This is a genomic window from Lachnoanaerobaculum umeaense (genome assembly GCF_003589745.1).
Taxonomy (GTDB): domain Bacteria; phylum Bacillota; class Clostridia; order Lachnospirales; family Lachnospiraceae; genus Lachnoanaerobaculum; species Lachnoanaerobaculum umeaense.
In genome coordinates this window covers 1,809,541-1,831,092 of record NZ_CP032364.1, presented here as the reverse complement: position 1 = coordinate 1,831,092, position 21,552 = coordinate 1,809,541, and the positions used below count along the sequence as shown (strand labels likewise).

Here is a 21,552-nt window from a genome sequence, read left to right as displayed (position 1 = left end):
GTTTATATGTCAATAAGCAAAATAAAAAGTGTATTTGAAAATCTAACGACCTGTGATGCCTGGTCATTACAACTTCTACAAGTAAAAAGTTCAAGGAGAAATGGAACAACGTATTGCGGGAGGGAAATCACATTATCTCCAAAAGATACCATGACAAATTTTTTGACTGAGATTTCAGATAAATACTGTTCTCAAGAAAAAGGTATAGAAAAGATGTTTGAGAGTGTGACTGATTATGATGGATCGACAATAGATAAAACAATTTATAAATTAGATATTGGTAGTGAACTTATTTCAAATGAATACCACTTATTTATTGAAGCTATAGGAAATCCTGATTTTGAGATTAATCCATTGAAGTTTTTAGCACACGCATATGTAATTAAAGGAATAGTTTCTATCAGTGGTGAAGAAATAGCTGTAAAGTTGGTCTCAATGCAGAACCCGGTCACATCATTAAAGCATAAATTTTTGTGTGCAAATGGTATATTCAAAGAAATTACAGATAAAGTAATCTCACTTAGAACAACAATAGATGTTATTATTATAGATAATACTGTTTATATGCTGACACTTGCCGGAGAAAAATTATTTAATATGGAAAGAGCCTATAAGTCCATTTGTGAAAAGCAAATTACTAATATTATAGCTTCGAACATAGTAAATGATAATATTGAGTTTAGTAATGTAGCAAATTTTGGCCATAATCCCAGAAAATTTGTAGCATTTAATGATTCGTATTTGCAAAAACTTAATAGTGTGAATGTTAGAAAGAAAATGAGTAGGAAATTCAATATTCCGCTTGATGGAGATAAATTTGATGTGAGTAAGCCGGGAGCTGCCGATAAGATAGTTAAGATATTATGCAGCAGGGGAATGGTTGATCCATTTGATCAAAATCCTATGGAAGTTTCAAGTTCTAAAAAATGGGAATAAGGAGGATAATAAGTGTCAAAACTCCTATCAAGTAGCCTTTATTTTACTTCATTTATTCCACTGTGGGTTTCAATACTTTTCATTGATATTAAAAGTTTATTTGAGAATAATGATAATACATGGACAGAAAGGATAAGTATTTCTATTATTTTACTGATAGGCTTAGTATCCATAAGAATAGTATTGCTTGCATTTACTACAAATTCAAAGGAAGGAGTTAGTATGCATGTGATAAAGGACGTTACAGAAGATAAAACAATAACTTCAGAATATTTATTGTCATATATTCTTCCATTATTTGCTTTTGATTTTACAAAATGGGATCAGGCAATTCTATTTCTTGTGTTTTTTGTAACACTTGGTTTTTTATGTATTAGCCATAATCACTTTAGTGTCAATGTATTGTTAGAACTATTTAACTTTAAGATATTTACCTGTGAACTTGAGAATGAAGATAAAGTTATTATACAAAGTAAGATAATTAGTAATAGACTGTTGAATGCACATAAAGGTGAAGATATATATTTAAAATCATTGAACAATGAAATTAAGTTGGATATAAAAAAATAAATACAACAGCAATTTCGTATACCATTTTGATATTGGAGCAAAAAACGACCATACAGAAGTATTTTACTTTTGTATGGTCATTTTTGCTTTGTCTATGATTGAAGCTCTTACTTAAATTGCTTCACAGTATTGAAGTAAGAGCTACCAAGATGAGACTTTCACGGAGGCGAAGAGATTCGAACTCTCGTGCCACAAAAAGTGACAACCTGATTTCGAGTCAGGCTCGTTATGACCACTTCGATACACCTCCGTGTTTCAGTATACAAAAAGTTACGAATTAAATCAACTTTAATAATGATTAAGAAATTCGCAATAATTACATTTAATATAGAAGAAATTTACATTTAGGTTATTATTTTATTGTTATATACTAATAATTTATATTGAAAAATTATACAATTTATGATAACGTGTTATTAATAATAAAATATTTCAGGAGGGTTCGACATGCGTTGTAAAAATTGTGGTTCTATGAATAGTGATGGGGCAAAGTTTTGTGAGAGCTGTGGTGCTACCATTGAGAGCGTGAATGTGCAGCAGAATCAAAGTGGTAGCGAATCGAATACATATAATCTTGGTAATATTCCTGATATTCTAAAAAAATTACCAAAGAATCTTATTTTTGGTGTAGTAGGTGCAATGGCTGCATTTCTTCTTATTTTGATAGTTGTACTGACCATAAATTCAAATAAAGTCATTGATTTGAACAAATATATCAGCTTTGAGTCGAGCGGGTATGATGGGTATGGAAAAGCGAGTATAAGTATTGATTGGGAAAGGCTAGATAAGGATTATGGCAAAAAGATAAAGTACAGCAGCAAGGGTAAAAAGGAGTATGGTGTTTTGACCTATGCATTTGAGCCCATGTATATCTTTAAAGATGCTATATCCGGAGTAGAACTTGACAAGTCTGAAAAGTTAAGCAATGGTGACAAAGTTAAATATACTTGGCGTGTTAATGAGGATTCATTAAAATATGTGAATTACAAGTTAAAATACAAGGATGGAGAATTTGAAGTATCAAAGCTATATGAATTATCTAAATTTGATCCGTTCAAAGATATAAAGGTAGAGTTTTCAGGGATTGCACCTGAGGGAAAGGCAGAGCTTACTTACAGTGGTGATGATATTTTACATGACTACAATTTTGAATTTGATAAGCATGACAATCTGAAAAATGGGGATACTGTAACTGTCAATCTTAAGCTTGATGAAGATAAAATCAGCTTCTTTGCAACAAGTTACGGAAGAGTACCTGAGAAAATGAGCGAAAGTTACACAGTATCAGGACTTGAAACTTATGTAACAAAATACAGTGAGTTTCCGGAGGATTTTATAAAAGAAGCAAATGATAAAGCAAAAGAGGTTATAAAAGAATATACAGAGAGTGCATATGGTGAGGGTACTACACTTTCAGATCTAAAGTATGAAGGCTATGCTTTCAAAACAAATGTGGAAGGATATAATGCTTTATACATTGTTTACAGCAGAGTGCTTACAAGCATGGAACATAAATATGTAACTACAAAGATGTACTATCCTGTGGCGTTTAGGACCTTAATGCTTAGTGATAAAATAAGCTATAAGACAGGTCCGGAGTTGGTCGGCAAATCATATGGAGTCGGAGATAGCAGCGATACAAAGGGATTTAAGTTCCCAAGTGAGCTTTATAAAAGTGACTATAAGGATATAGTTATAGAAGCGGGAGACGGATTTGAAAAGTTTAAGGAACAGTCATATGTACATAAACTTGAAGATATGACTGACGAATACAGAAAAGCATTGCAGGATGAGGCAAGAGTAACTTTGGATGCATATATTGCAAAAGATTATAAGCCGAATATGCAGGTGAGCGATATTGAGTTTGCCGGAGAGTATTTACAGTATACCTCAGATGACAAGCGTCAGTTTAACGGTACAAATATATACTTTGTAGTGCTTAAGGCAAATTTGTCGGACGCAAACGGTAAATTTCCTACTACCACAATTTATTATCCTATAGAATATACCTATATAATGAAATTAAGTGATAATGATTTTACCGCAGCCAATAATACAAGTGTTTTCCTTAACTACACAACTCTTCCAAACACCTATGATACTACAAGAGGTTTTATAGACGGCAATGAGATGTATAATAAAATAATAAGCAATCGTACAAAGTTATACGAGTATCAAGTCAGCGACAGCTTGAAGCAATTTGGAGAGTAATAATAAGTATATTATGCTTATACAAGCAAATATGTAGAATAGTAAAAAAGGGGCTGACAGTCAGCCCCTCTTTTATAACGTAATCGTTTGAATATTGTACAAATCTAAAGTAACAGTAGCTGTTTTAAAGTGTATTTCATATAATAACAATAAATTTCCTGCATGTTCTATCGTGTTTTTGTAATCGGGTATCTTGTTACAAAAGCAATCTGCCAAATCAAAAACAGTTTGCTTGCTTCTTACGGCAATTCCTCTTGCCTTTATATGTTCATTGCCATTTGTGGGGATTGTTGTAAAGGCTACGTTTCGATTTTGATCTATTTCTTGTACTTTTTTATTATCTTTAAATGTTGCAAAGTATATGACATTATTTTTAGGATTAAAATAATAGTTGACTATTCTGACATTCGGATTGCCGTCTGTTCCGACGGTTGACAAAGCAAGGTCAGTCTGTGTAGTCATGATTCTTTGGAATTCTTTTAGTGTATCCATGAAAACCTCCGTTTATTTATAATAAATGAATAATACAATACCGAAAAAGGTTTATCAAGCCGATATTGCGTGCAACTCAATACCAACTTGGAATAGACATAAAAGCTCATTTGATGTATACTTTTCTCTATATAAGATATCAAAAGGTATCGTCTAAATATTTAGATATATAGAAAAAGGGGAAGACATGATTGATATTAAATTTTTAAGAGAAAATCCGGATGTTGTAAAACAGAATATAAAAAACAAATTTCAGGATTTTAAACTTCCAATGGTTGACGAAGTTATAGAACTTGACGAAAAGCTTAGAAAGACAAAGGCTGAGGCTGATGAACTCAGATCAAAGAGAAACAAGATCTCAAAAGAGATTGGTTCTTTGATGGCGCAGGGCAAAAAGGAGGAAGCACAGCAGGTAAAGGCGTCTGTAGCAAGTATCGGTGAGACATTGGCAGGTTTGGAGCCACTTGAGGCTGAACTTGAAGAAAAAGTAAAGAAGATCATGATGACCATTCCAAATATCATTGATCCGAGTGTTCCTATAGGTAAGGATGACAGTGAGAACGTGGAAATCGAGAAATTCGGAGAGCCTTTTGTACCTGAGTTTGAAATACCTTATCATACAGATATCATGGAGAAACTTAACGGTATAGATCTTGACAGCGCAAGAAAGGTAGCAGGAAACGGATTCTACTATCTAATGGGAGATATTGCAAGACTCCATTCAGCAGTAATATCTTATGCCAGAGATTTTATGATTGAGAGAGGATTTACATACTGTATACCACCTTTTATGATCAGATCAGAGGTTGTTACAGGAGTAATGAGCTTTGCAGAAATGGATGCTATGATGTATAAGATTGAGGGAGAAGACCTTTATCTGATAGGTACAAGTGAGCATTCTATGATTGGAAAGTTTATTGATACTATGAATGATGAGGCAAAGCTACCATATACACTTACGTCTTATTCACCATGCTTCAGAAAAGAAAAGGGAGCGCATGGTATTGAGGAGAGAGGTGTTTATCGTATACACCAGTTTGAGAAGCAGGAAATGATAGTTGTTTGCAAGCCTGAAGAATCAATGATGTGGTATGAAAAATTGTGGCAAAACACTGTTGATCTTTTCAGATCTCTTGATGTACCTGTAAGAACACTTGAATGTTGTTCAGGAGATCTTGCAGATCTCAAGGTGAAATCATGTGATGTAGAGGCATGGTCACCAAGACAGAAGAAGTACTTTGAGGTAGGAAGCTGCTCAAATCTTGGAGATGCACAGAGCAGAAGACTTAGAATCAGAGTAAAGGATGATAATGGCAATAAATATTTTGCACATACACTCAATAATACAGTTGTTGCACCACCTCGTATGCTTATCGCATTTCTTGAGAACAATCTTAATGAAGACGGAAGCATTAGAATACCTGTAGCACTCAGACCATATATGGGTGGAAAAGAAGTTATAAAAGGTTAAAAATATTACACCCTGTAGAATATACAGGGTGTATATTGTAATGAAAGGGATAAAAATGAAATTTTCATTTGCACATTTTAATTTTAATGTACTTGATTTAGAGAGAAGTTTGAAGTTTTATAAGGAAGCGCTTGGTCTTGAGCCTGTAAGAACAAAGGAAGCAGCTGACGGATCATTCACTTTGGTTTATCTGGGAGATAAGGAAACAGGATTCCAGCTGGAACTTACTTATTTGAGAGACAGAAAAGAGCCATACAATTTAGGAGAACTTGAATATCATCTTGCACTTGAAACAGAGGATATGGAAGCAGCTCATGCATTACATGAAAGGCTTGGCGTAATATGCTATGAGAATCCGGGTATGGGAATATATTTTATAAGTGATCCGGACGGATATTGGATAGAGATAGTACCTAAAAAATAAAAGTTTATAGAATCAGAGGTAAACATGGCGAAGATACAGATGATTACTCCACTTGTTGAGATGGATGGAGATGAGATGACAAGGATTCTGTGGAAGATGATTAAGGATGAGTTAATTCTTCCATTTATAGATTTGAAGAGCGAATATTATGATTTGGGATTAAAGCACAGAGATGAAACAGATGACAAAGTAACTGTGGAGTCGGCCAATGCTACAAAAAGACTTGGAGTAGCTGTAAAATGTGCTACCATCACTCCGAATGCCGCAAGAGTTAAGGAATATGACTTAAAGGAGATGTGGAAATCTCCAAACGGTACTATCAGAGCAATCTTAGACGGAACAGTATTCAGAAAGCCTATATTGGTAAAGGGTATTGAGCCTAATGTCAGAACCTGGAAAAAGCCTATTACCATTGCTCGTCATGCCTATGGTGATATATACAAAAATACGGAGATGATTATTGACGGACCGGGCAAGGTGGAGCTGGTATATACAGACAGCAATGGTGATGAAAAGAGAAGTCTTGTACATGAATTTAAAGCTGCCGGTATTGCACAGGGAGTTCACAATCTGGATGCATCTATTGAAAGTTTTGCAAGAGCCTGCTTTGAATATGCTTTGAGTCAAAAAGAGGATCTTTGGTTTGCTACAAAGGACACTATCTCAAAGCAGTATGATCATACATTTAAGGATATCTTTGAGGAAATATACGAAAAGGAATATAAGGAGAAGTTTGAAGAGGCGAATATCATATACTTCTACACGCTTATAGATGATGCGGTTGCCAGAGTTATGAAATCTGAGGGTGGATTTATCTGGGCATGCAAGAACTATGATGGTGATGTAATGAGTGATATGCTCTCCTCAGCTTTTGGTTCTCTTGCAATGATGACCTCAGTGCTTGTTTCACCTGACGGATGCTATGAATATGAGGCGGCACATGGTACGGTTCAAAGACATTATTATAAATATCTGAATGGAGAGAGTACTTCTTCAAATTCAGTGGCTACTATTTTTGCTTGGAGCGGTGCTCTAAGAAAGAGAGGAGAGCTTGATAATCTGCCTGAACTAGTAGATTTTGCTAACAGACTCGAAAAGGCTACACTTGATACTATTGAGTCAGGCAAGATGACAGGTGATCTTGGAGCTATCTCAACTTTGGAAAATATACAAATACTTAACAGTGAAGAATTTATACATGAGATTGCAAAGAAATTGCAATAATATTGGTATTAACTTAGACTTAAGAATAAATGGCAGTTTCCTATGGAAGCTGCCATTTTTAGGAGAAATATGGGATATAGATTTTACTTTGGAGCTTCAGGAGCGGGAAAGACCTATAGAGCCTTTAACGATATTATAGATGAAGCTATAGAAAACAGGGATAAGAGATATTTTATTATTATACCTGAGCAGTTCACCATGCAGACTCAAAAAGATATAGTGCAGATGCATCCGAATCATGCAAGCAATAATATAGATGTACTAAGCTTTAACAGACTTGCATACAGAATTTTTGAAGAACTGGATATTGAAAATCCTAAGCTTCTTGATGAGCTTGATAAGGCACTTATTCTTAGAAGAATAGCAAATCAGGTGGAGCTTAAGGCATGGAAGAAGCAGTTCCAAAAGGCAGGTTTTATAGACAATATAAAATCTCTTATTTCAGAGTTTATGCAATATGATATAAGTGATGAATTTATAAAAGAACAACAGGAAAACAAAGATGTAAACACCTTATTAAAAATAAAACTTGAAGATATATACAAGTTAAAAAAAGGATTTGGAGATTATATAAAAGGAAAATATTTCACAAATGAACAGATATTGGATATATTAAATGAAAATATAACAAATAGTGAATTGTTAAAGGGAGCTACCATATTATTTGATGGATATACCGGATTTACTCCTGTACAAAATCGTATAGTTGAAAACCTTATGAAAGTAGCAGATGAAGTGAGATTTTCTATAACTTTGGGTAAGGGAGTTAATCCGGATATAAAGCTATCTGAAAGCGATCTATTCTTTATCAGCACAAAGATGATTTCTCAAATCAATGACATGGCAAAAAAATATGATATCAAGAGACTGCCGGATATAAATTTAAATATAGGAGAGAATACAAGATTTAAAGACTCAAAGGAACTGGCTTTCTTTGAGGAGCATTTTTTAAGATATGACGGAAAAAAAGAAAAAGAAGTTTCTGATATTGAAATAAATTATTGCATGAATCCGCTTGATGAAATAGATTTTGTATCAAATAAGATATTAAAACTGGTAAAAGATGAGGGATATAGATATAGGGATATAGCTATAATATATGGAGATCTGGAGGGAGTAGCAGATTCTTTGGTAAATAGATTCCATCAGCTTGAGATTCCATACTATTTGGACGAGAAGATGGATATAAATAATAATGAGCTGGTGGAGTTCATTAATGCCTGTATTGCACTTATAAGTGAGAACTTTTCATATGATGCAGTTAATAGATATATAAGACTTGGACTTTTGGATTTTGATTATAGGAAGGTGTCATTACTGGATAATTATCTGCTCGAAACAGGAACAAGAGGTTATAAAAGATTACATAATGATTTTACATACTTACCAAAGAGCTTTACAGAGGCTGAACTTGAAGAAATAAACGAGTTTAGAAAGTTTGCGTTGGAGAAAATTTCCCCTCTTTATATTGCTATAGGTAAGAGTAGGATAAATATAAAGGATGTATGTGATGCATTTAGAAAAATATTTGAAGATGAGTTAATAGAGGAAAAACTGGAGCTTGTAAGGAATGAGTTAGAATCAAGAAATGACATAAAAAGAGTAAGAGAATATGAGGGCGTTCTTGAGAAAGTTTTGAGTCTGTTTGAGAGGCTGGAGTTAATACTTGAGGGGGAAAGTATCAGCAAAAAGGAGCTGACAGATCTGCTTCGTACAGGATTTGAAGAGATAAAGCTTGGAATGATACCTGATAGAGTGGACAGAGTGGTAATAGGTGACTTAAAAAGAACCAGACTTGGCAGTATAAAGGCAATGTTTGTATGTGGTGCAAATGATGGCTGTTTGCCTACAGTTAAGGATGGAGGAGGTCTTATAAATGACAGAGAAAAAAGAGACTTGAAGTCTATAGGATTTAATTTGTCGGATACTGTTAGAGAGGATTTGTATACAGGCAGATTTTATCTATATCAGGTGCTTACAAAGCCTTCAAATAAGCTATTTATAAGTCTTACCGGTATGGATTTTGAAGGAAAAACACGCAGACCATCAATACTTATAAATATGATAAAATCCATATTCCCCAATATTGAAATTAAAAACAAGGAAGATTCTGAAATTTATTCAAAATTTGAAGCCGAGGAATATTTGACAGAAAATCTTAGAAGACTTAGGGCAAAGGAAAATATTGATGAGGACTTTTTAAGATATGTTGCGACCTTCTTTGATAAGGACTTTATAAGAAAACTGACATCTTCTGCAATGTATATATATCATGATAGTGGTATAGGTGAGAGTGCAGCTAGAGAATTGTTTGGAGAGGAACTTCGTGTCAGTGTGACAAGGCTTGAAAATTATAATGCCTGTCCATTCGAGCATTTTATAAGTTACGGTCTTGGGGTGGAGGAAAGGCAAATCCATTCATTTAAAGCTTCAGATATAGGTACTCTGGTACATGAAATGCTTGAAAAATGTTTTAAATACGCAAAGTTTAAGGGTAGGACTATAGCTGATATGGAAGAAAAAGAGCTGTATGCTTTGGTAGATGATGCTATAAAAGAAAGCATGGCTTCAGATAAAAACAGCATCTTTGTGGAGAGCAAAAAGTCTATGTATCAGTTAGAAAAGATAGTTAGAATGACAAAGCTCACTATGATGGTACTTGCAAAGCAGCTGGCTGCCGGAAACTTTGTTCCATTTGATTTTGAAAGGTACTTTGGAGAAAATGACAATCTGAAAGCGTTGAATATTGATTTAAAAAATGATGCGAAGATGTATCTAAGAGGAAAAATAGATAGGGTGGATACATGTGATGTAGATGGAAAAACTCTAGTAAAGATAATAGACTATAAGACAGGAAGTATGAAATGGGAAATAGATATGCCATACTATGGTAGAGCATTGCAGCTGGTGATATACCTTGATGCAGTGATTGAACAGCTTGCAAAAGATGGTAGGGAAGTATTACCTGCAGCATTTTTCTATTACCATATAGATTCTCCTTTCCTTACCAGAGATGAGGCAAAGAATGAAAATTCTATTCTAAATAAACTTAAACCGAGTGGAATCGTAAATACAGATTTGAGTATAATAAAAAATCTTGACAGAAGATTTGAAACTGAAAGTGATGTTATACCGGTTGCCTTAAAAAAAGATGGCAATTTTTCAAAGTATTCTACTGTGGCAAGTACAGATAGAATCAATTTATTGCGAAGCTATGTAAGACAAAAGGCAAAGGATACTGCTGAGAATATTTTAAATGGTGAAATAGGCATAAGACCTTCTCTTAGAAAAGGTATATCAAGATGTGATTATTGCCCATACAGTGCGATATGTGGATTTGATGAGGGTATAGAGGGATTTTCATATAATAGTTTAGCTAAGATAAAAGATATTGATGTCTGGGAAAAGATGGAGAGTGAAAGAAATGTGGACTGAAGCACAACAGGCGGCCATTGATATAAAAAAAGGTAGTATTTTGGTGTCTGCCGCTGCAGGAAGTGGAAAGACAGCGGTACTGGTAGAAAGAATTATAAAAAAGATAACTGATAGTAAAAATCCAATAGATGTGGATTCTCTTTTGGTAATGACCTTTACAAGGGCTGCTGCCGCATCTATGAAGGAGAAGATATATAATGCTATATTAAAGGAAATGGAAAAGCATAATACTAATACGAAAGAGTTTAATAGGCTTAAAGAACAGTCAATACTGCTTTCTTCAGCAAAAATAATGACTACAGACAGCTTTTGTCTTTCCATAATAAAGGAAAATATAGATAAGATAGATATTGATCCGGCTTTTAATGTAGCTGATGAGAGTGAAATCTCTCTGTTGAAAGCAGATACTATGGAGGAGCTTTTGGAAAGTGAGTACGAAGCGGGAAGCGAAGACTTTGTAGAACTTACAGATGCTTTTGCAAATACTAAGGGAGATAAGAGCATATCTGAATTTATAGAAAAGCTCTACAGATTTGCCATCAGTAAGCCATGGCCTATAGAATGGCTGGAATCCTTAAACAATGTGGATGACAGTTGGAAAGAATATATCTTTGATGAAATTATTAGAAGTATTGATTCGATTTTACTTGATATAAATAAAATTATCGATATTTGCAATGAGTATGAAGGACCTGCAAATTATCTGGACACAATTTTGGAGGAACAGTCAAGCATTGCCAATATAAAAAGGTCAAAAGATATATTTGAACTGTCAGAGAAGCTGAATAATATGAGCTTTGGAAGATTAAAAGCTGCAAGAGGTGGTAATGAATATCTGAAAGTAAGTGCAAAAGAGTTAAGAGATGCATATAAGGAGGCTATATCAAATCTCGCAGAGGAATACTGCTTTGATACAGCAAGGCTTATTGAAGAAGAAAACAAAGAAAAAGCCAAAGTCAGAGCTATAGTGGATTTGACAAAGAAATATATTGCTCTTTTTAATGAAAAAAAGAGAGAAAAGAATCTTGTGGATTTTTCTGATATAGAGCACTTGGCACTTGGTATACTTCTGGATGAAAATAAATGCCCTACAGAGATTGCATTAAGATATAAAAAAGATTTTAGTGAAATATATATTGATGAGTATCAGGATTCCAATTATTTGCAGGAAGCCATAGTGTCAGCCATAGAAAAAAACAATATATTTATGGTTGGAGATGTAAAGCAGTCCATATATGGCTTTCGTCAGGCTTCACCGGGGCTTTTTATGGATAAGTATAAGCGATTCTCACATTATGAGAATGTGGATTCTGAGGATGAAACTGCCAAAAAGGTTATACTTAGTAAGAATTTTAGAAGTCGTGGAAATGTGCTAAGTTCTGCAAATGTTATATTCAAGAAGATAATGAAAGAAGAGACAGGCGGTATTGAATACGATGATGATGCAGCTCTCTATCTTGGAGCAGCTTTTGAGGAAGCTAAGGGCGTAGAATATATTAGTGAAATAATGCTTACAGAAACTGCTGATATTGAGGATGATACTTCAGCCATAGAGCTTGAAGCAAGAGCCATTGCAAAGAGAATTAAGGAACTAAAGGCTGAACTTAAGGTGGATGGCGGTAGAGATTTAAAATATAGCGATATAGTTATTCTGATTCGTACAAATATAGGTGAGAGCATTGCAAAAGTCTTAAATGATGAGAACATACCTGCATATGCAGAAAATAATAAGGGATATTTTAAGACATTTGAGGTAAGAAAGATACTTGCTATTTTGGCAGCTATTGACAATCCTTATTCAGATGTGGACTTGACTGCATTTTTAAATTCAAATCTTGTAGGTATGACTGATTTGGAGCTGGCAAATATAGCTTCTTCTTATAGAAAATCAATGAATATGGAAAAGTCCACAAAGATAAGGATGATGGATGCCATTTTATATGAGGGCGTCGAAAGTAATATTGCATTTGAAACAAGAGAAAAAATAAAAAAAGCGTTGGAATTTTTGGAGGAATACAGAAAAAAAGCTGCATATATGAATATATCGGCACTCCTACAAGATATTTATAATAAAACTGATTTTTTAAATCTTATTTCTGCAATGCCGGGAGGTCAGGTAAGAAGAGCAAACCTTATTCTTCTTATAAATAAGGCAGTGACTTTTGGAAATTCAGGCTATAGCGGTCTTTATAATTTTATTAGATACATTGCCAGACTGAAGGATTTTGATAATGACTTCGGAGAGGCAAGTATTCTTTCAGAGAATGATGATATAGTAAGGATTATGACAATACATAAGTCAAAAGGGCTTGAATTTCCGGTCTGTTTCCTTGCCTGTACCAATAGAGGTTTTAATAAAACTGATTTAAAACAGGGTATGGTAATAGATACTGATTTTGGACTTGGGGTACAGTATATCGATAGCGATAGGAATATAAAGGACAGTTCTATAAAGCAGAATGTGATAAAGCATAAATTAAGTGTAGATCTTATGGGAGAAGAGCTTAGGGTATTATATGTTGCACTTACAAGAGCCATGGAGAAGATGATCATCTCAGGTGCTTGTAAGAGTATAGATAAGGCTTTAGAAAAAAATAGAGAAAATCCAAGCTTTTTGGATATTCGAACATGCAATTCCTATCTGGATATGGTGCTTTTGGGGCATGACAAAGTAAATTTTGATATCAGGACCTATGATTATAATACGCTTTTGAATGAGGAAGTGTGTACTCAAAGAGAAGTGAGAGATATTCATAAGATATTTGAAGATGTAAATGTAGAAGAATATGAAGTCCTAAAAAACAGGCTGAATTATAGATATCCATATATGGAGAATGTGGAATTAAAGACAAAGTTTTCAGTATCAGAAATAACTAAAATGCTTAAAAATAAAGATTCCAAACCTAAACCTGTAAAGAAAAAGAGAGTAAATACAAGTAATGCTGCTGAGCGTGGAAATGCATATCACAAGCTTATGCAAAAAATCCATTATGAGAACATAGATAAGTTTGATAATGTTGAAGAGTTTGTTAAAGCAGAGATTACACTGTTAAAGAATCAAAAATATAGGGAACTTATAGATCCTACAGATATAGTGAACTTTTTAGACAGTAAACTGGGTTTGGAATTTATAAAGTATAATAAGAATCTGAAAAGAGAGAACCAATTCATAATGGGAATATCTGCAAGAGAGGCAGATAGAGGAGATACGGATGAGACTATTCTTATACAGGGAATTATAGATGCCTATATAGAAAAGGATGATGGAATAGTTTTAATAGATTATAAGACTGATAAAGTAAATGCTGAGGATAGACTGATAAATGATTATAAACCACAGCTTATGCTTTATAAAAAGTCTTTGGAGATGAGTACAGGAAAAATTGTCAAAGAAATATATATATATTCATTTTCATTAGGTAGGGAGATAAGAATAGAATAATTAACATTTTAGTATAAAATAATTTTCTTTTATAGAATTAGCTTTACAATAGGGGAGCTAATTATAAGAATATGTATAGCAAAAATAGTATTGGGGTGGCTTGACAATCCAAAACACCCCAATATATAACAATGGAATATTAGTATGTAAAGTTACTATTTATCTTTATTTACAATGTTTTTGAGGCCTTCAACTGTTCCTTCTATAGCATCCTTAACATCCTCAGCAACCTCTTTTACTTTTGAAGCAGCTTTTTCTGCAGCTCCTTCTTTTTCCACCTTTTTGTCACCAGCTATTTTACCTATTTCTTCTTTTATTGCACCTTTAGCTTGGTCAATTTTCTCTTCTAATGACATAATAACCTCCTAATATTTTAAACTATTTTATATAATATTCCGTATATTCAACTAATTTTATAGAAATACTACGGAACTATTATATATTATACCATACTATTATAATAGTAATCAATATACTTAAAAAACTATATACTATCTCTTACCAAATAAAAACGAAACAAAGGCAATAACAATTACTGCTCCTAAAATAGATGGAACTAGAGCCATTCCTGCCAGAGTTGGCCCCCATTTACCAAACAGTGATTGACCTACAGATGATCCTAATAGACCTGCAACGACATTAGCAATTATACCCATTACTTTACCTTTATTAGTAATCTCTCCTGCAATAAAACCTATAAAACCTCCTACTATAATAGACCAAATCATAATTTACCAACCTTTCTAGAATTATTATATATTTATTGTTTTGATATCCAAATTAAAAAGAACCTAAAAAGATATATAAAATAAATATTTACTAATATTATATACTATATAGTGCAAATTGTCAAAAAAACATATTAAAGTATAAAAATATAATAAATAATGGAGGTTGTGACTCAAAGCCGGCTACAACCTCCCAATTTCCTAAACAGTATCGTAAAACTTATAATTAATATATTACTATGCTAATTTAGCCAATGTATCCTTAGCAAATACATAATTCTCGGCAACTTTGTTCCAATCAAGGACTTCAAATAATGCTTTTATATAATCCCCTCTTAAGTTCTTATATTTTAAATAATATGCATGCTCCCATACATCAATAGCAAGAATAGGGAAAAGCTTACCCTCGCTTTCAAGAATAGGGTTATCCTGATTAGGGCTTGAAGATACACTTAAATTTCCGTCTATATCAGTACTTAACCATGCCCAACCTGAACCGAATTGACCTATAGCCAGATTAGATAATTGTTCATTAAGATTCTCAAAGCTTCCAAAAGTGGCCTTAATCTTATCTGCAAGTTCACCTATAGGTTTATGAGCAGGATTATCAGAAAATTGCCCAAAAAATAAATTGTGGTTAAAATAACCTCCACCATTGTTTCTTATACCTTGAGCATCAGATTTACCCTCAGACTTACTCTTCCAATGAGCAAGAATAACTTCTACAGGTTTGTCATCAACACCGGCTGCCTGAGCTAGAGTATTAAAATTCTTGGTATAAGTAGCGTGATGCTTAAGATAATGGGTTTCCATAGTAAGAGTGTCAAAATGTGGTTCCAATGCATCAAATGCATAAGATAATTTGATTTGTTCAAACATATTTAATTCACCTTTCTTCATAAATTGTTAAATATTATAATATAGTTCAGACTTTAATAAGGATAATAAGTCTTTTACTAATTAAATTAATGTTTTAAAAGACATATTATCTAATAAAGTATCACAATAAATAATGTTTTACAAGCCATAAATTCATACAAAATAACATGTATAAAATTTTAAGTGCTAATAAATATTTGTTGTTATATAATATATTTGCGATATCACGATTAAATAAATATTTCTTTAGCAGTAAAGAGGAAATATTAATAGATGAGTATAGTAGGGAGATAAGAATGTAATGAAAGTAAAAAGAGTAATTCTTGCTTCAGCGTCACCAAGGAGAAAAGAACTTTTGGCACAGATAGGAGTTGGGTTTGAGATAATGGTATCTGACAAGGAGACAGAAATAGACAGTTTGGATCCAAAAGAGGCATGTAAAAAACAAGCATTTCAAAAGGCAGTGGATATAGTGGATAAGGCTTCAATAAAGTATGAAGATGATACTTGTATTGTAATAGCAGCAGATACTATTGTAGAATATGAAGGTAAAATAATTGGAAAACCTAAGTCAAAAGAAGATGCAAAGCAGATGATTGAGGCTATATCAGGTAGAAAGCACAGAGTTTATACAGCGGTATGTATTTACAATTCCATTGTAAAGAGTTATGAGAGTTTTGTAGAAGAAACATCAGTGGAAGTAGCAGAACTTTCAGACGAAGAGATAGAAGATTATTTAGATAAAAAAGAACCCTATGATAAGGCAGGTGCCTACGCAATACAAGGATATTTTTCGAGATATATAGTTGGAATAGAGGGAGATTATTACAATGTAATGGGCTTACCAATTGGTAGACTGTATAGAGAATATCTAAGACATTACATTTAAAATAAATAACGGCTTTTAAATTTTACAATCCTAAACGAAACTCTTTTCTAATGCTTCACAGAGTTTTATACAGTTTACAAAACTTGCTTGTTTGCTTGGGAAGTGATAAGTCTTGTACTGTTTAATTCCGTTTCACCTTTTAAAGAGTTGAACGCTAAAAGGATTGTAAAATAAAAGCTATTTATAAGTTAAATATTTAATTCTAGTTTCCGTCAGGATTTAGACATTTACCGTCTTTATCAAACTGGTAGCTTATGCCCTTTATATCTATAGCACGATCTCTAGCCATTTTGCCATCCATGAGCATATAGTACCAAAGGCCTTCATCAGGATTTATCCATTCATCTACTGCCATTTTACCATTTCCATGAACATAATATGTATTTGCGCCGTCCTTTATCCATTTGTGTGTAGCCATTTTGCCATTGTAATTAAAATAATACCAGGCTTTATCATCAGGATTTTGTACCCATTTACCTTGTGCCATAGGACCTGTTGAATGGAAATAATAGGTGTTATCTTTTATTTTTTGCCAACCGGTAAGCATAGAACCATTATTGCTAAGATAGTACCAAGAACCATCTATAGACTTCCAACCTGTAGTCTTCTTACCATTGGCATCATAATAATACCAAGAACCGTCTTTTTCTTCCCATTTTGTCTTTTCCACAACATTTACATGTACAGTTTTTGTTATATCACGATAGGATACTGTTATATTGGTTTCGCCTACTTTATAAGCGGTGATTTCACCCTGTGTCACACCGGCAATATCAGGATTTTCAGATGTCCATATAGCAATATTACTTACATTAGTGTAGACGCCTCCCTCTAAGAAGATGGATTCTACCGGCACCTTAAATTGTAGCTCTATATCCATATCAGCCGGAGTAACTATAAGATGGCGTTCTAAATTTTCCTCAGAATCCACACCTGAGTTTGCCATTGCAAGCTCCGTCATCTTCTTTTCTATAGAGTTTACATCAAAACTGCTTGATAAATCGACATCACTGTTATATACATCTCCAATATCTGTGGAACTATATAATTCTGTTACAACTTCGGCTTTACCCTCGGCATTTGTAAAACTATTCTCTATGGGTGAGGAATTGTTTCCGCATCCTGCTATTAAAAAACTACTACCAATACAAATTGATAAGCATACAGATGGTATAAATCTTTTCATACGCCTCCTAAATCTAATCGAAACTTATAAATGATATTATATCTATTTAAAAATAGCATTTCAACCTATATTTTTATAATATTAATACAGTTCAATATAAAAAAATATTCCCGGTGCATTGTCTACAAGATTGAGTATACTGTCATGGCTTATTCTGTACCTTCCCTTTATTGTTAAAGTGGCGGCTCCACAGATATCTGCCAAGGCAGCATTTTTTGAAAGCTCCAAATCCACAATATCAAGATTGTTCTTCCTTATATAGTTAAAAAAATTACTAAGTGGAATTTTATTGTCATATTCTATGTAAAGCTCAACCATAGTAGAGCTTTTTCTCAAAAATCCTTCAAGTTTTTGCAATAGTGCCATTACGATAAATATTGCGATACCACCTGCTATGGCACATTCATAGTAACCAATACCTATTGTCAGACCACAACAGGCAGCTGTCCATATGCCTGCAGCAGTTGTTATACCTTTTACTTGATTACGACCGGTAAGTATTATAGTACCTGCACCCAAAAATCCTACACCGCTTACAACCTGTGCTCCAAGTCGTACAGGATCACCACTGTTAAATACCTGAAATACATACTGATTTGTAATCATAACAAGGGTTGAACCCAGACAAACCAATATATATGTTCTAAAGCCGGCAGGTCGATTTTTCCGCTCACGGTCAAAGCCTAATATTCCACCTATGCATAGAGATAGTATAATACGAAATACCATAGAGTAAAAATTTAATTCTCTTAGCATATAAACTCCTTAAAATAATTATTGTATTGCATATTATATATGCAATATATGATAAGGTAAATAACTTATATTTAAGAAGGATGTATATAGGCTTGTTCTTGCTTTTGATACCTCTATAGGATATAATTATATGATTAATGTAAACAATATGGAGGATCATATGACTAGGCATTTGCTAAGAGAACATTGTTTTAAAATATTATTCGTTTTGGATTTTTATCCGGAGGAAGAAACAAAAATTCAAATAGATAATTATTTTGAATCGCCGTCTTTAGAGGATGAAGAGGATGAACTTATTCATGATGCAAATTATAGTGATGTAGATATAGAATATATAAAATCAAAGACAATGTTGGTAAAGGACAAACGACCGGAAATTGATCAGATAATTAGTGAACTTTCACAGGGGTGGAAGCTCGAGAGAATAGGTAGAGTAGAGAGAAATATTCTTAGACTTGCAATAGGTGAGATGAAATATGACAATGATATACCTGTCAGTGTAGCTATAAATGAAGCTGTAGAACTTGCAAAGACATTTGGTAGGGATGAGTCATACTCATTTGTAAATGCTATTCTGTCAAAGGTAAGTATGGAAGAGTAGTTGCTTGGAGGCTATATGGTTTATACTGTATCGAAAGTGAATGAATATATAAAGAATATATTCTTAAGTGACTGTCTACTGAGTGATATATCAGTAGAGGGAGAAGTGGGCAATTGCACATATGCAAGCTCAAAGCATATATACTTTACTATAAAGGATGAAAGAGGGACCTTGTCAGCTGTGATGTTTTCCAGCCGTAGAGGGGGTCTCTCTTTTGATATGAAAACGGGACAAAAAGTTATAGTAACAGGTAATATATCCTGCTATGAAAGAGATGGCAAGTATCAGTTGTATGCCGAAAGAATAGAGGAAGTTGGTAGGGGAAAACTATATGAACAATATCTTTTACTCAAGGAAAAACTGGAAGATATGGGGATGTTTGATCCAATATATAAAAAAGAAATACCTAAATTTGTTAAAAGTATAGGAGTGGCAACAGCGAAAACAGGAGCTGTAATAAATGATATAATAAATGTGAGTTATAGAAGAAATCCATATATTAGAATAGTACTTGCACCATGTCTGGTACAGGGGGAGGGGGCAGCAAAAAGTATTATTTCAGCTATAAAAAAACTGGATAAGATGAATCTGGATGTTTTGATAGTTGGAAGAGGAGGAGGTTCCTTAGAAGATTTATATTGCTTCAATGACGAGGAGCTCGCAAAGACTATTTTTAATGCCAAAACTCCTATAATAAGTGCTGTTGGGCATGGTAGAGATCATTCAATAGCCGATTATGTTGCTGATAAAATGGCTTCAACACCTACTGAAGCGGCAGAATTTGCAAATTTTATATATGATGATTATATGTACACATTGGATATATATATGAGAAATCTTAAGGCAGGTCTTGGGAGAAAAATAGAAGATAAAAAGAGGGACTTGAATACATTACTTTTGAGATTGAACAGAAAAAGTCCACAGTTTCGTCTACGTGAGCAAAAGCAAAGCTTGGAAAGTTCTTCTAAAATACTGCAAAATACATTTAAGAATATTCTGGAAAACAGAAAAATCAAACTTGAAAATTTAACTAAAAGACTGGATACAGCTTCGCCATTGAAGAAATTATCAGGTGGATATGCATATATAAGTGATGAAAATAATAAAAAAGTACTGAGTGCCGAGAGCTTAAAATCAGATGACGAATTAAATATATTTTTTTCTGATGGAAAGGTAAGGGCAAAGGTCTTATAATAAGGAGAGAAAATGCCGAAAAAAGAAGAAAAAAAACAGGGTATAGAAGAAACCTTGGTGAATATAGAAGATTTGATTGCAAAGCTTGAAGAGCCGGATACTACACTTGAGGAGGCATTTGAGCTATATGAAGAGGGTATAAAGCTGGTAAGACAGGCCAATGATAGTATTGCACATGTGGAAAGACAGATGGAGATACTCTCAGGGGATGCAGATGATGAATAAAGAGAATATAAAAAAGATAGAAGAACTGATAGAATCATTCTTCTATACTGAGGTTGATTTAAATAAAAAGGTAATAATTGCTTCGAATGAAGCTATAAAAAATGGTGGCAAAAGACTCAGACCACTTATAATGTATGAAATTTATAAGGCAGTGGCAGGCGATGAGTACAAAGAAGACATAATAGCACCTTATTTAGCTGCAATCGAGATGATACACACATTCTCATTGATACATGATGATTTACCGGCAATGGACAATGACAGATTAAGAAGAGGAAAACCTACCACATGGGTTAGCCATGGAGAAGATATGGCAATACTTGCAGGTGATATGCTATCTGTACAGGCATTTGAGATAATATCAAATAAAATGCAGGAAGTGGATGATATCATTGTATTAAAGCGAATGACAAGAGCATTATATAAATTGGCAAGAGCTACCGGAGGATTTGGTATGATCGGCGGTCAATGTGTGGATGTGGAATACTGCGGTAGGAAAATGACAGAAGAAGTCATAAGATATACCTATGCTTTAAAGACAGGGGCATTATTACAGGCTTCATTTGTTATAGGTGGTATACTTGCAGGAGCAAATGAAGTCGAAATAGAATTGCTAAAAAAAGCTGGGGCCTATATAGGAGAGGCATTTCAGATAAGAGATGATTATCTGGATATAGTTGCAGATGAGAAGGAGCTTGGTAAGCCGACACATTCAGATGAAAAAAATGAAAAGATAACATATGTTAATATAGTTGGTATTGATGAAAGCTTAAGAAGAGTGGAGTCACTTAGTGCTGATGCAAAAAAATGCTTGAAAGAGGTAAGGGGAAATATGAACTCTATTGTTGAAATCATTGATATGATGGTAAATAGAACTTCATAAGATTTG

19 protein-coding genes and 1 tRNA gene are annotated in these 21,552 nt (G+C 33.6%); 13 read left to right on the top strand and 7 right to left on the bottom strand.

Going from position 1 to position 21,552, the window contains the following annotated elements:
* Window positions 1-6 precede the first annotated feature (6 nt).
* Complete coding sequence (locus D4A81_RS08305; RefSeq protein WP_111524333.1) at window positions 7-936, top strand: Kiwa anti-phage protein KwaB-like domain-containing protein; 930 nt, start codon at window positions 7-9, stop codon at window positions 934-936.
* A 12-nt stretch (window positions 937-948) separates the two neighbouring features.
* Window positions 949-1,506, top strand: coding sequence for a hypothetical protein (locus D4A81_RS08300; RefSeq protein ID WP_111524334.1), 558 nt, complete (start codon window positions 949-951; stop codon window positions 1,504-1,506).
* Window positions 1,507-1,667: 161 nt separating this feature from the next.
* Here the strand turns inward: D4A81_RS08300 and D4A81_RS08295 are convergent.
* Window positions 1,668-1,756, bottom strand: a tRNA-Ser gene (locus D4A81_RS08295).
* A gap of 197 nt (window positions 1,757-1,953) precedes the next feature.
* Between D4A81_RS08295 and D4A81_RS08290 the strand changes: the two genes are divergently transcribed.
* Complete coding sequence (locus D4A81_RS08290; protein ID WP_111524335.1) at window positions 1,954-3,717, top strand: zinc ribbon domain-containing protein; 1,764 nt, start codon at window positions 1,954-1,956, stop codon at window positions 3,715-3,717.
* 72 nt (window positions 3,718-3,789) lie between these two features.
* Here the strand turns inward: D4A81_RS08290 and D4A81_RS08285 are convergent, their stop codons facing one another.
* The gene (locus D4A81_RS08285; protein ID WP_111524336.1) at window positions 3,790-4,209 is read right to left on the bottom strand and encodes a pyridoxamine 5'-phosphate oxidase family protein; all 420 of its coding nucleotides are present in this window, start codon (window positions 4,207-4,209) and stop codon (window positions 3,790-3,792) included.
* A 187-nt stretch (window positions 4,210-4,396) separates the two neighbouring features.
* Between D4A81_RS08285 and serS the strand changes: the two genes are divergently transcribed.
* From serS to addA, 5 genes are all read left to right on the top strand, one after another.
* The gene (gene serS / locus D4A81_RS08280; RefSeq protein ID WP_111524337.1) at window positions 4,397-5,680 is read left to right on the top strand and encodes a serine--tRNA ligase; all 1,284 of its coding nucleotides are present in this window, start codon (window positions 4,397-4,399) and stop codon (window positions 5,678-5,680) included.
* Between the two features lie 55 nt (window positions 5,681-5,735).
* Complete coding sequence (locus D4A81_RS08275; RefSeq protein ID WP_111524338.1) at window positions 5,736-6,104, top strand: VOC family protein; 369 nt, start codon at window positions 5,736-5,738, stop codon at window positions 6,102-6,104.
* 24 nt (window positions 6,105-6,128) lie between these two features.
* The gene (locus D4A81_RS08270; protein WP_111524339.1) at window positions 6,129-7,328 is read left to right on the top strand and encodes an NADP-dependent isocitrate dehydrogenase; all 1,200 of its coding nucleotides are present in this window, start codon (window positions 6,129-6,131) and stop codon (window positions 7,326-7,328) included.
* A 69-nt stretch (window positions 7,329-7,397) separates the two neighbouring features.
* Window positions 7,398-10,763: a PD-(D/E)XK nuclease family protein gene (locus tag D4A81_RS08265; protein WP_111524340.1), complete on the top strand. Its 3,366-nt coding sequence runs from the start codon at window positions 7,398-7,400 to the stop codon at window positions 10,761-10,763.
* On the top strand, window positions 10,753-14,205 hold the full coding sequence (gene addA / locus D4A81_RS08260) for a helicase-exonuclease AddAB subunit AddA (RefSeq protein ID WP_111524341.1): 3,453 nt from the start codon (window positions 10,753-10,755) through the stop codon (window positions 14,203-14,205). The genes D4A81_RS08265 and addA overlap by 11 nt, the downstream gene beginning before the upstream one ends.
* Before the next feature lie 155 nt (window positions 14,206-14,360).
* Here addA and D4A81_RS08255 read toward each other — a convergent pair whose 3' ends face one another.
* The 3 genes from D4A81_RS08255 to D4A81_RS08245 form a co-directional block, all read right to left on the bottom strand.
* Complete coding sequence (locus D4A81_RS08255) at window positions 14,361-14,561, bottom strand: CsbD family protein (protein ID WP_111524342.1); 201 nt, start codon at window positions 14,559-14,561, stop codon at window positions 14,361-14,363.
* A gap of 135 nt (window positions 14,562-14,696) precedes the next feature.
* Window positions 14,697-14,933 carry a GlsB/YeaQ/YmgE family stress response membrane protein gene (locus D4A81_RS08250; RefSeq protein ID WP_111524343.1) on the bottom strand — a complete coding sequence of 79 codons (237 nt, stop codon included), beginning with the start codon at window positions 14,931-14,933 and terminating at the stop codon, window positions 14,697-14,699.
* 237 nt (window positions 14,934-15,170) lie between these two features.
* Window positions 15,171-15,812 (bottom strand): superoxide dismutase, encoded by a 642-nt coding sequence (locus D4A81_RS08245; protein ID WP_111524344.1) that lies wholly within the window; start codon window positions 15,810-15,812, stop codon window positions 15,171-15,173.
* 301 nt (window positions 15,813-16,113) lie between these two features.
* Between D4A81_RS08245 and D4A81_RS08240 the strand changes: the two genes are divergently transcribed.
* Window positions 16,114-16,701: a Maf family protein gene (locus D4A81_RS08240; protein WP_111524345.1), complete on the top strand. Its 588-nt coding sequence runs from the start codon at window positions 16,114-16,116 to the stop codon at window positions 16,699-16,701.
* A gap of 202 nt (window positions 16,702-16,903) precedes the next feature.
* Here the strand turns inward: D4A81_RS08240 and D4A81_RS08235 are convergent, their stop codons facing one another.
* Both D4A81_RS08235 and D4A81_RS08230 read right to left on the bottom strand, forming a co-directional pair.
* The gene (locus D4A81_RS08235; RefSeq protein ID WP_111524346.1) at window positions 16,904-17,887 is read right to left on the bottom strand and encodes an N-acetylmuramoyl-L-alanine amidase family protein; all 984 of its coding nucleotides are present in this window, start codon (window positions 17,885-17,887) and stop codon (window positions 16,904-16,906) included.
* 81 nt (window positions 17,888-17,968) lie between these two features.
* Window positions 17,969-18,643 carry an MgtC/SapB family protein gene (locus D4A81_RS08230; protein ID WP_111524347.1) on the bottom strand — a complete coding sequence of 225 codons (675 nt, stop codon included), beginning with the start codon at window positions 18,641-18,643 and terminating at the stop codon, window positions 17,969-17,971.
* 160 nt (window positions 18,644-18,803) lie between these two features.
* Between D4A81_RS08230 and nusB the strand changes: the two genes are divergently transcribed.
* The 4 genes from nusB to D4A81_RS08210 are packed head-to-tail and all read left to right on the top strand — an operon-like array spanning window position 18,804 to window position 21,546.
* Window positions 18,804-19,244, top strand: coding sequence for a transcription antitermination factor NusB (gene nusB / locus D4A81_RS08225; protein ID WP_111524398.1), 441 nt, complete (start codon window positions 18,804-18,806; stop codon window positions 19,242-19,244).
* A gap of 15 nt (window positions 19,245-19,259) precedes the next feature.
* Window positions 19,260-20,438: an exodeoxyribonuclease VII large subunit gene (gene xseA, locus D4A81_RS08220; RefSeq protein ID WP_111524348.1), complete on the top strand. Its 1,179-nt coding sequence runs from the start codon at window positions 19,260-19,262 to the stop codon at window positions 20,436-20,438.
* Between the two features lie 12 nt (window positions 20,439-20,450).
* Window positions 20,451-20,663 carry an exodeoxyribonuclease VII small subunit gene (gene xseB, locus D4A81_RS08215; RefSeq protein WP_111524349.1) on the top strand — a complete coding sequence of 71 codons (213 nt, stop codon included), beginning with the start codon at window positions 20,451-20,453 and terminating at the stop codon, window positions 20,661-20,663.
* Window positions 20,653-21,546, top strand: coding sequence for a polyprenyl synthetase family protein (locus D4A81_RS08210; protein WP_242977607.1), 894 nt, complete (start codon window positions 20,653-20,655; stop codon window positions 21,544-21,546). Before xseB ends, D4A81_RS08210 begins: the two co-directional genes overlap by 11 nt.
* Window positions 21,547-21,552: the final 6 nt, after the last annotated feature.

What these genes read in the sequence shown, in the direction of transcription:
- D4A81_RS08305 (WP_111524333.1), top strand. Translation starts at nt 7, where the DNA reads ATGTCAATAAGCAAAATAAAAAGTGTATTTGAAAATCTAACGACCTGT.
- D4A81_RS08290 (WP_111524335.1), top strand. Translation starts at nt 1,954, where the DNA reads ATGCGTTGTAAAAATTGTGGTTCTATGAATAGTGATGGGGCAAAGTTT.
- D4A81_RS08285 (WP_111524336.1), bottom strand. Translation starts at nt 4,209, where the DNA reads ATGGATACACTAAAAGAATTCCAAAGAATCATGACTACACAGACTGAC.
- serS (WP_111524337.1), top strand. Translation starts at nt 4,397, where the DNA reads ATGATTGATATTAAATTTTTAAGAGAAAATCCGGATGTTGTAAAACAG.
- D4A81_RS08275 (WP_111524338.1), top strand. Translation starts at nt 5,736, where the DNA reads ATGAAATTTTCATTTGCACATTTTAATTTTAATGTACTTGATTTAGAG.
- D4A81_RS08270 (WP_111524339.1), top strand. Translation starts at nt 6,129, where the DNA reads ATGGCGAAGATACAGATGATTACTCCACTTGTTGAGATGGATGGAGAT.
- D4A81_RS08265 (WP_111524340.1), top strand. Translation starts at nt 7,398, where the DNA reads ATGGGATATAGATTTTACTTTGGAGCTTCAGGAGCGGGAAAGACCTAT.
- addA (WP_111524341.1), top strand. Translation starts at nt 10,753, where the DNA reads ATGTGGACTGAAGCACAACAGGCGGCCATTGATATAAAAAAAGGTAGT.
- D4A81_RS08255 (WP_111524342.1), bottom strand. Translation starts at nt 14,561, where the DNA reads ATGTCATTAGAAGAGAAAATTGACCAAGCTAAAGGTGCAATAAAAGAA.
- D4A81_RS08250 (WP_111524343.1), bottom strand. Translation starts at nt 14,933, where the DNA reads ATGATTTGGTCTATTATAGTAGGAGGTTTTATAGGTTTTATTGCAGGA.
- D4A81_RS08245 (WP_111524344.1), bottom strand. Translation starts at nt 15,812, where the DNA reads ATGTTTGAACAAATCAAATTATCTTATGCATTTGATGCATTGGAACCA.
- D4A81_RS08240 (WP_111524345.1), top strand. Translation starts at nt 16,114, where the DNA reads ATGAAAGTAAAAAGAGTAATTCTTGCTTCAGCGTCACCAAGGAGAAAA.
- D4A81_RS08235 (WP_111524346.1), bottom strand. Translation starts at nt 17,887, where the DNA reads ATGAAAAGATTTATACCATCTGTATGCTTATCAATTTGTATTGGTAGT.
- D4A81_RS08230 (WP_111524347.1), bottom strand. Translation starts at nt 18,643, where the DNA reads ATGCTAAGAGAATTAAATTTTTACTCTATGGTATTTCGTATTATACTA.
- nusB (WP_111524398.1), top strand. Translation starts at nt 18,804, where the DNA reads ATGACTAGGCATTTGCTAAGAGAACATTGTTTTAAAATATTATTCGTT.
- xseA (WP_111524348.1), top strand. Translation starts at nt 19,260, where the DNA reads ATGGTTTATACTGTATCGAAAGTGAATGAATATATAAAGAATATATTC.
- xseB (WP_111524349.1), top strand. Translation starts at nt 20,451, where the DNA reads ATGCCGAAAAAAGAAGAAAAAAAACAGGGTATAGAAGAAACCTTGGTG.
- D4A81_RS08210 (WP_242977607.1), top strand. Translation starts at nt 20,653, where the DNA reads ATGATGAATAAAGAGAATATAAAAAAGATAGAAGAACTGATAGAATCA.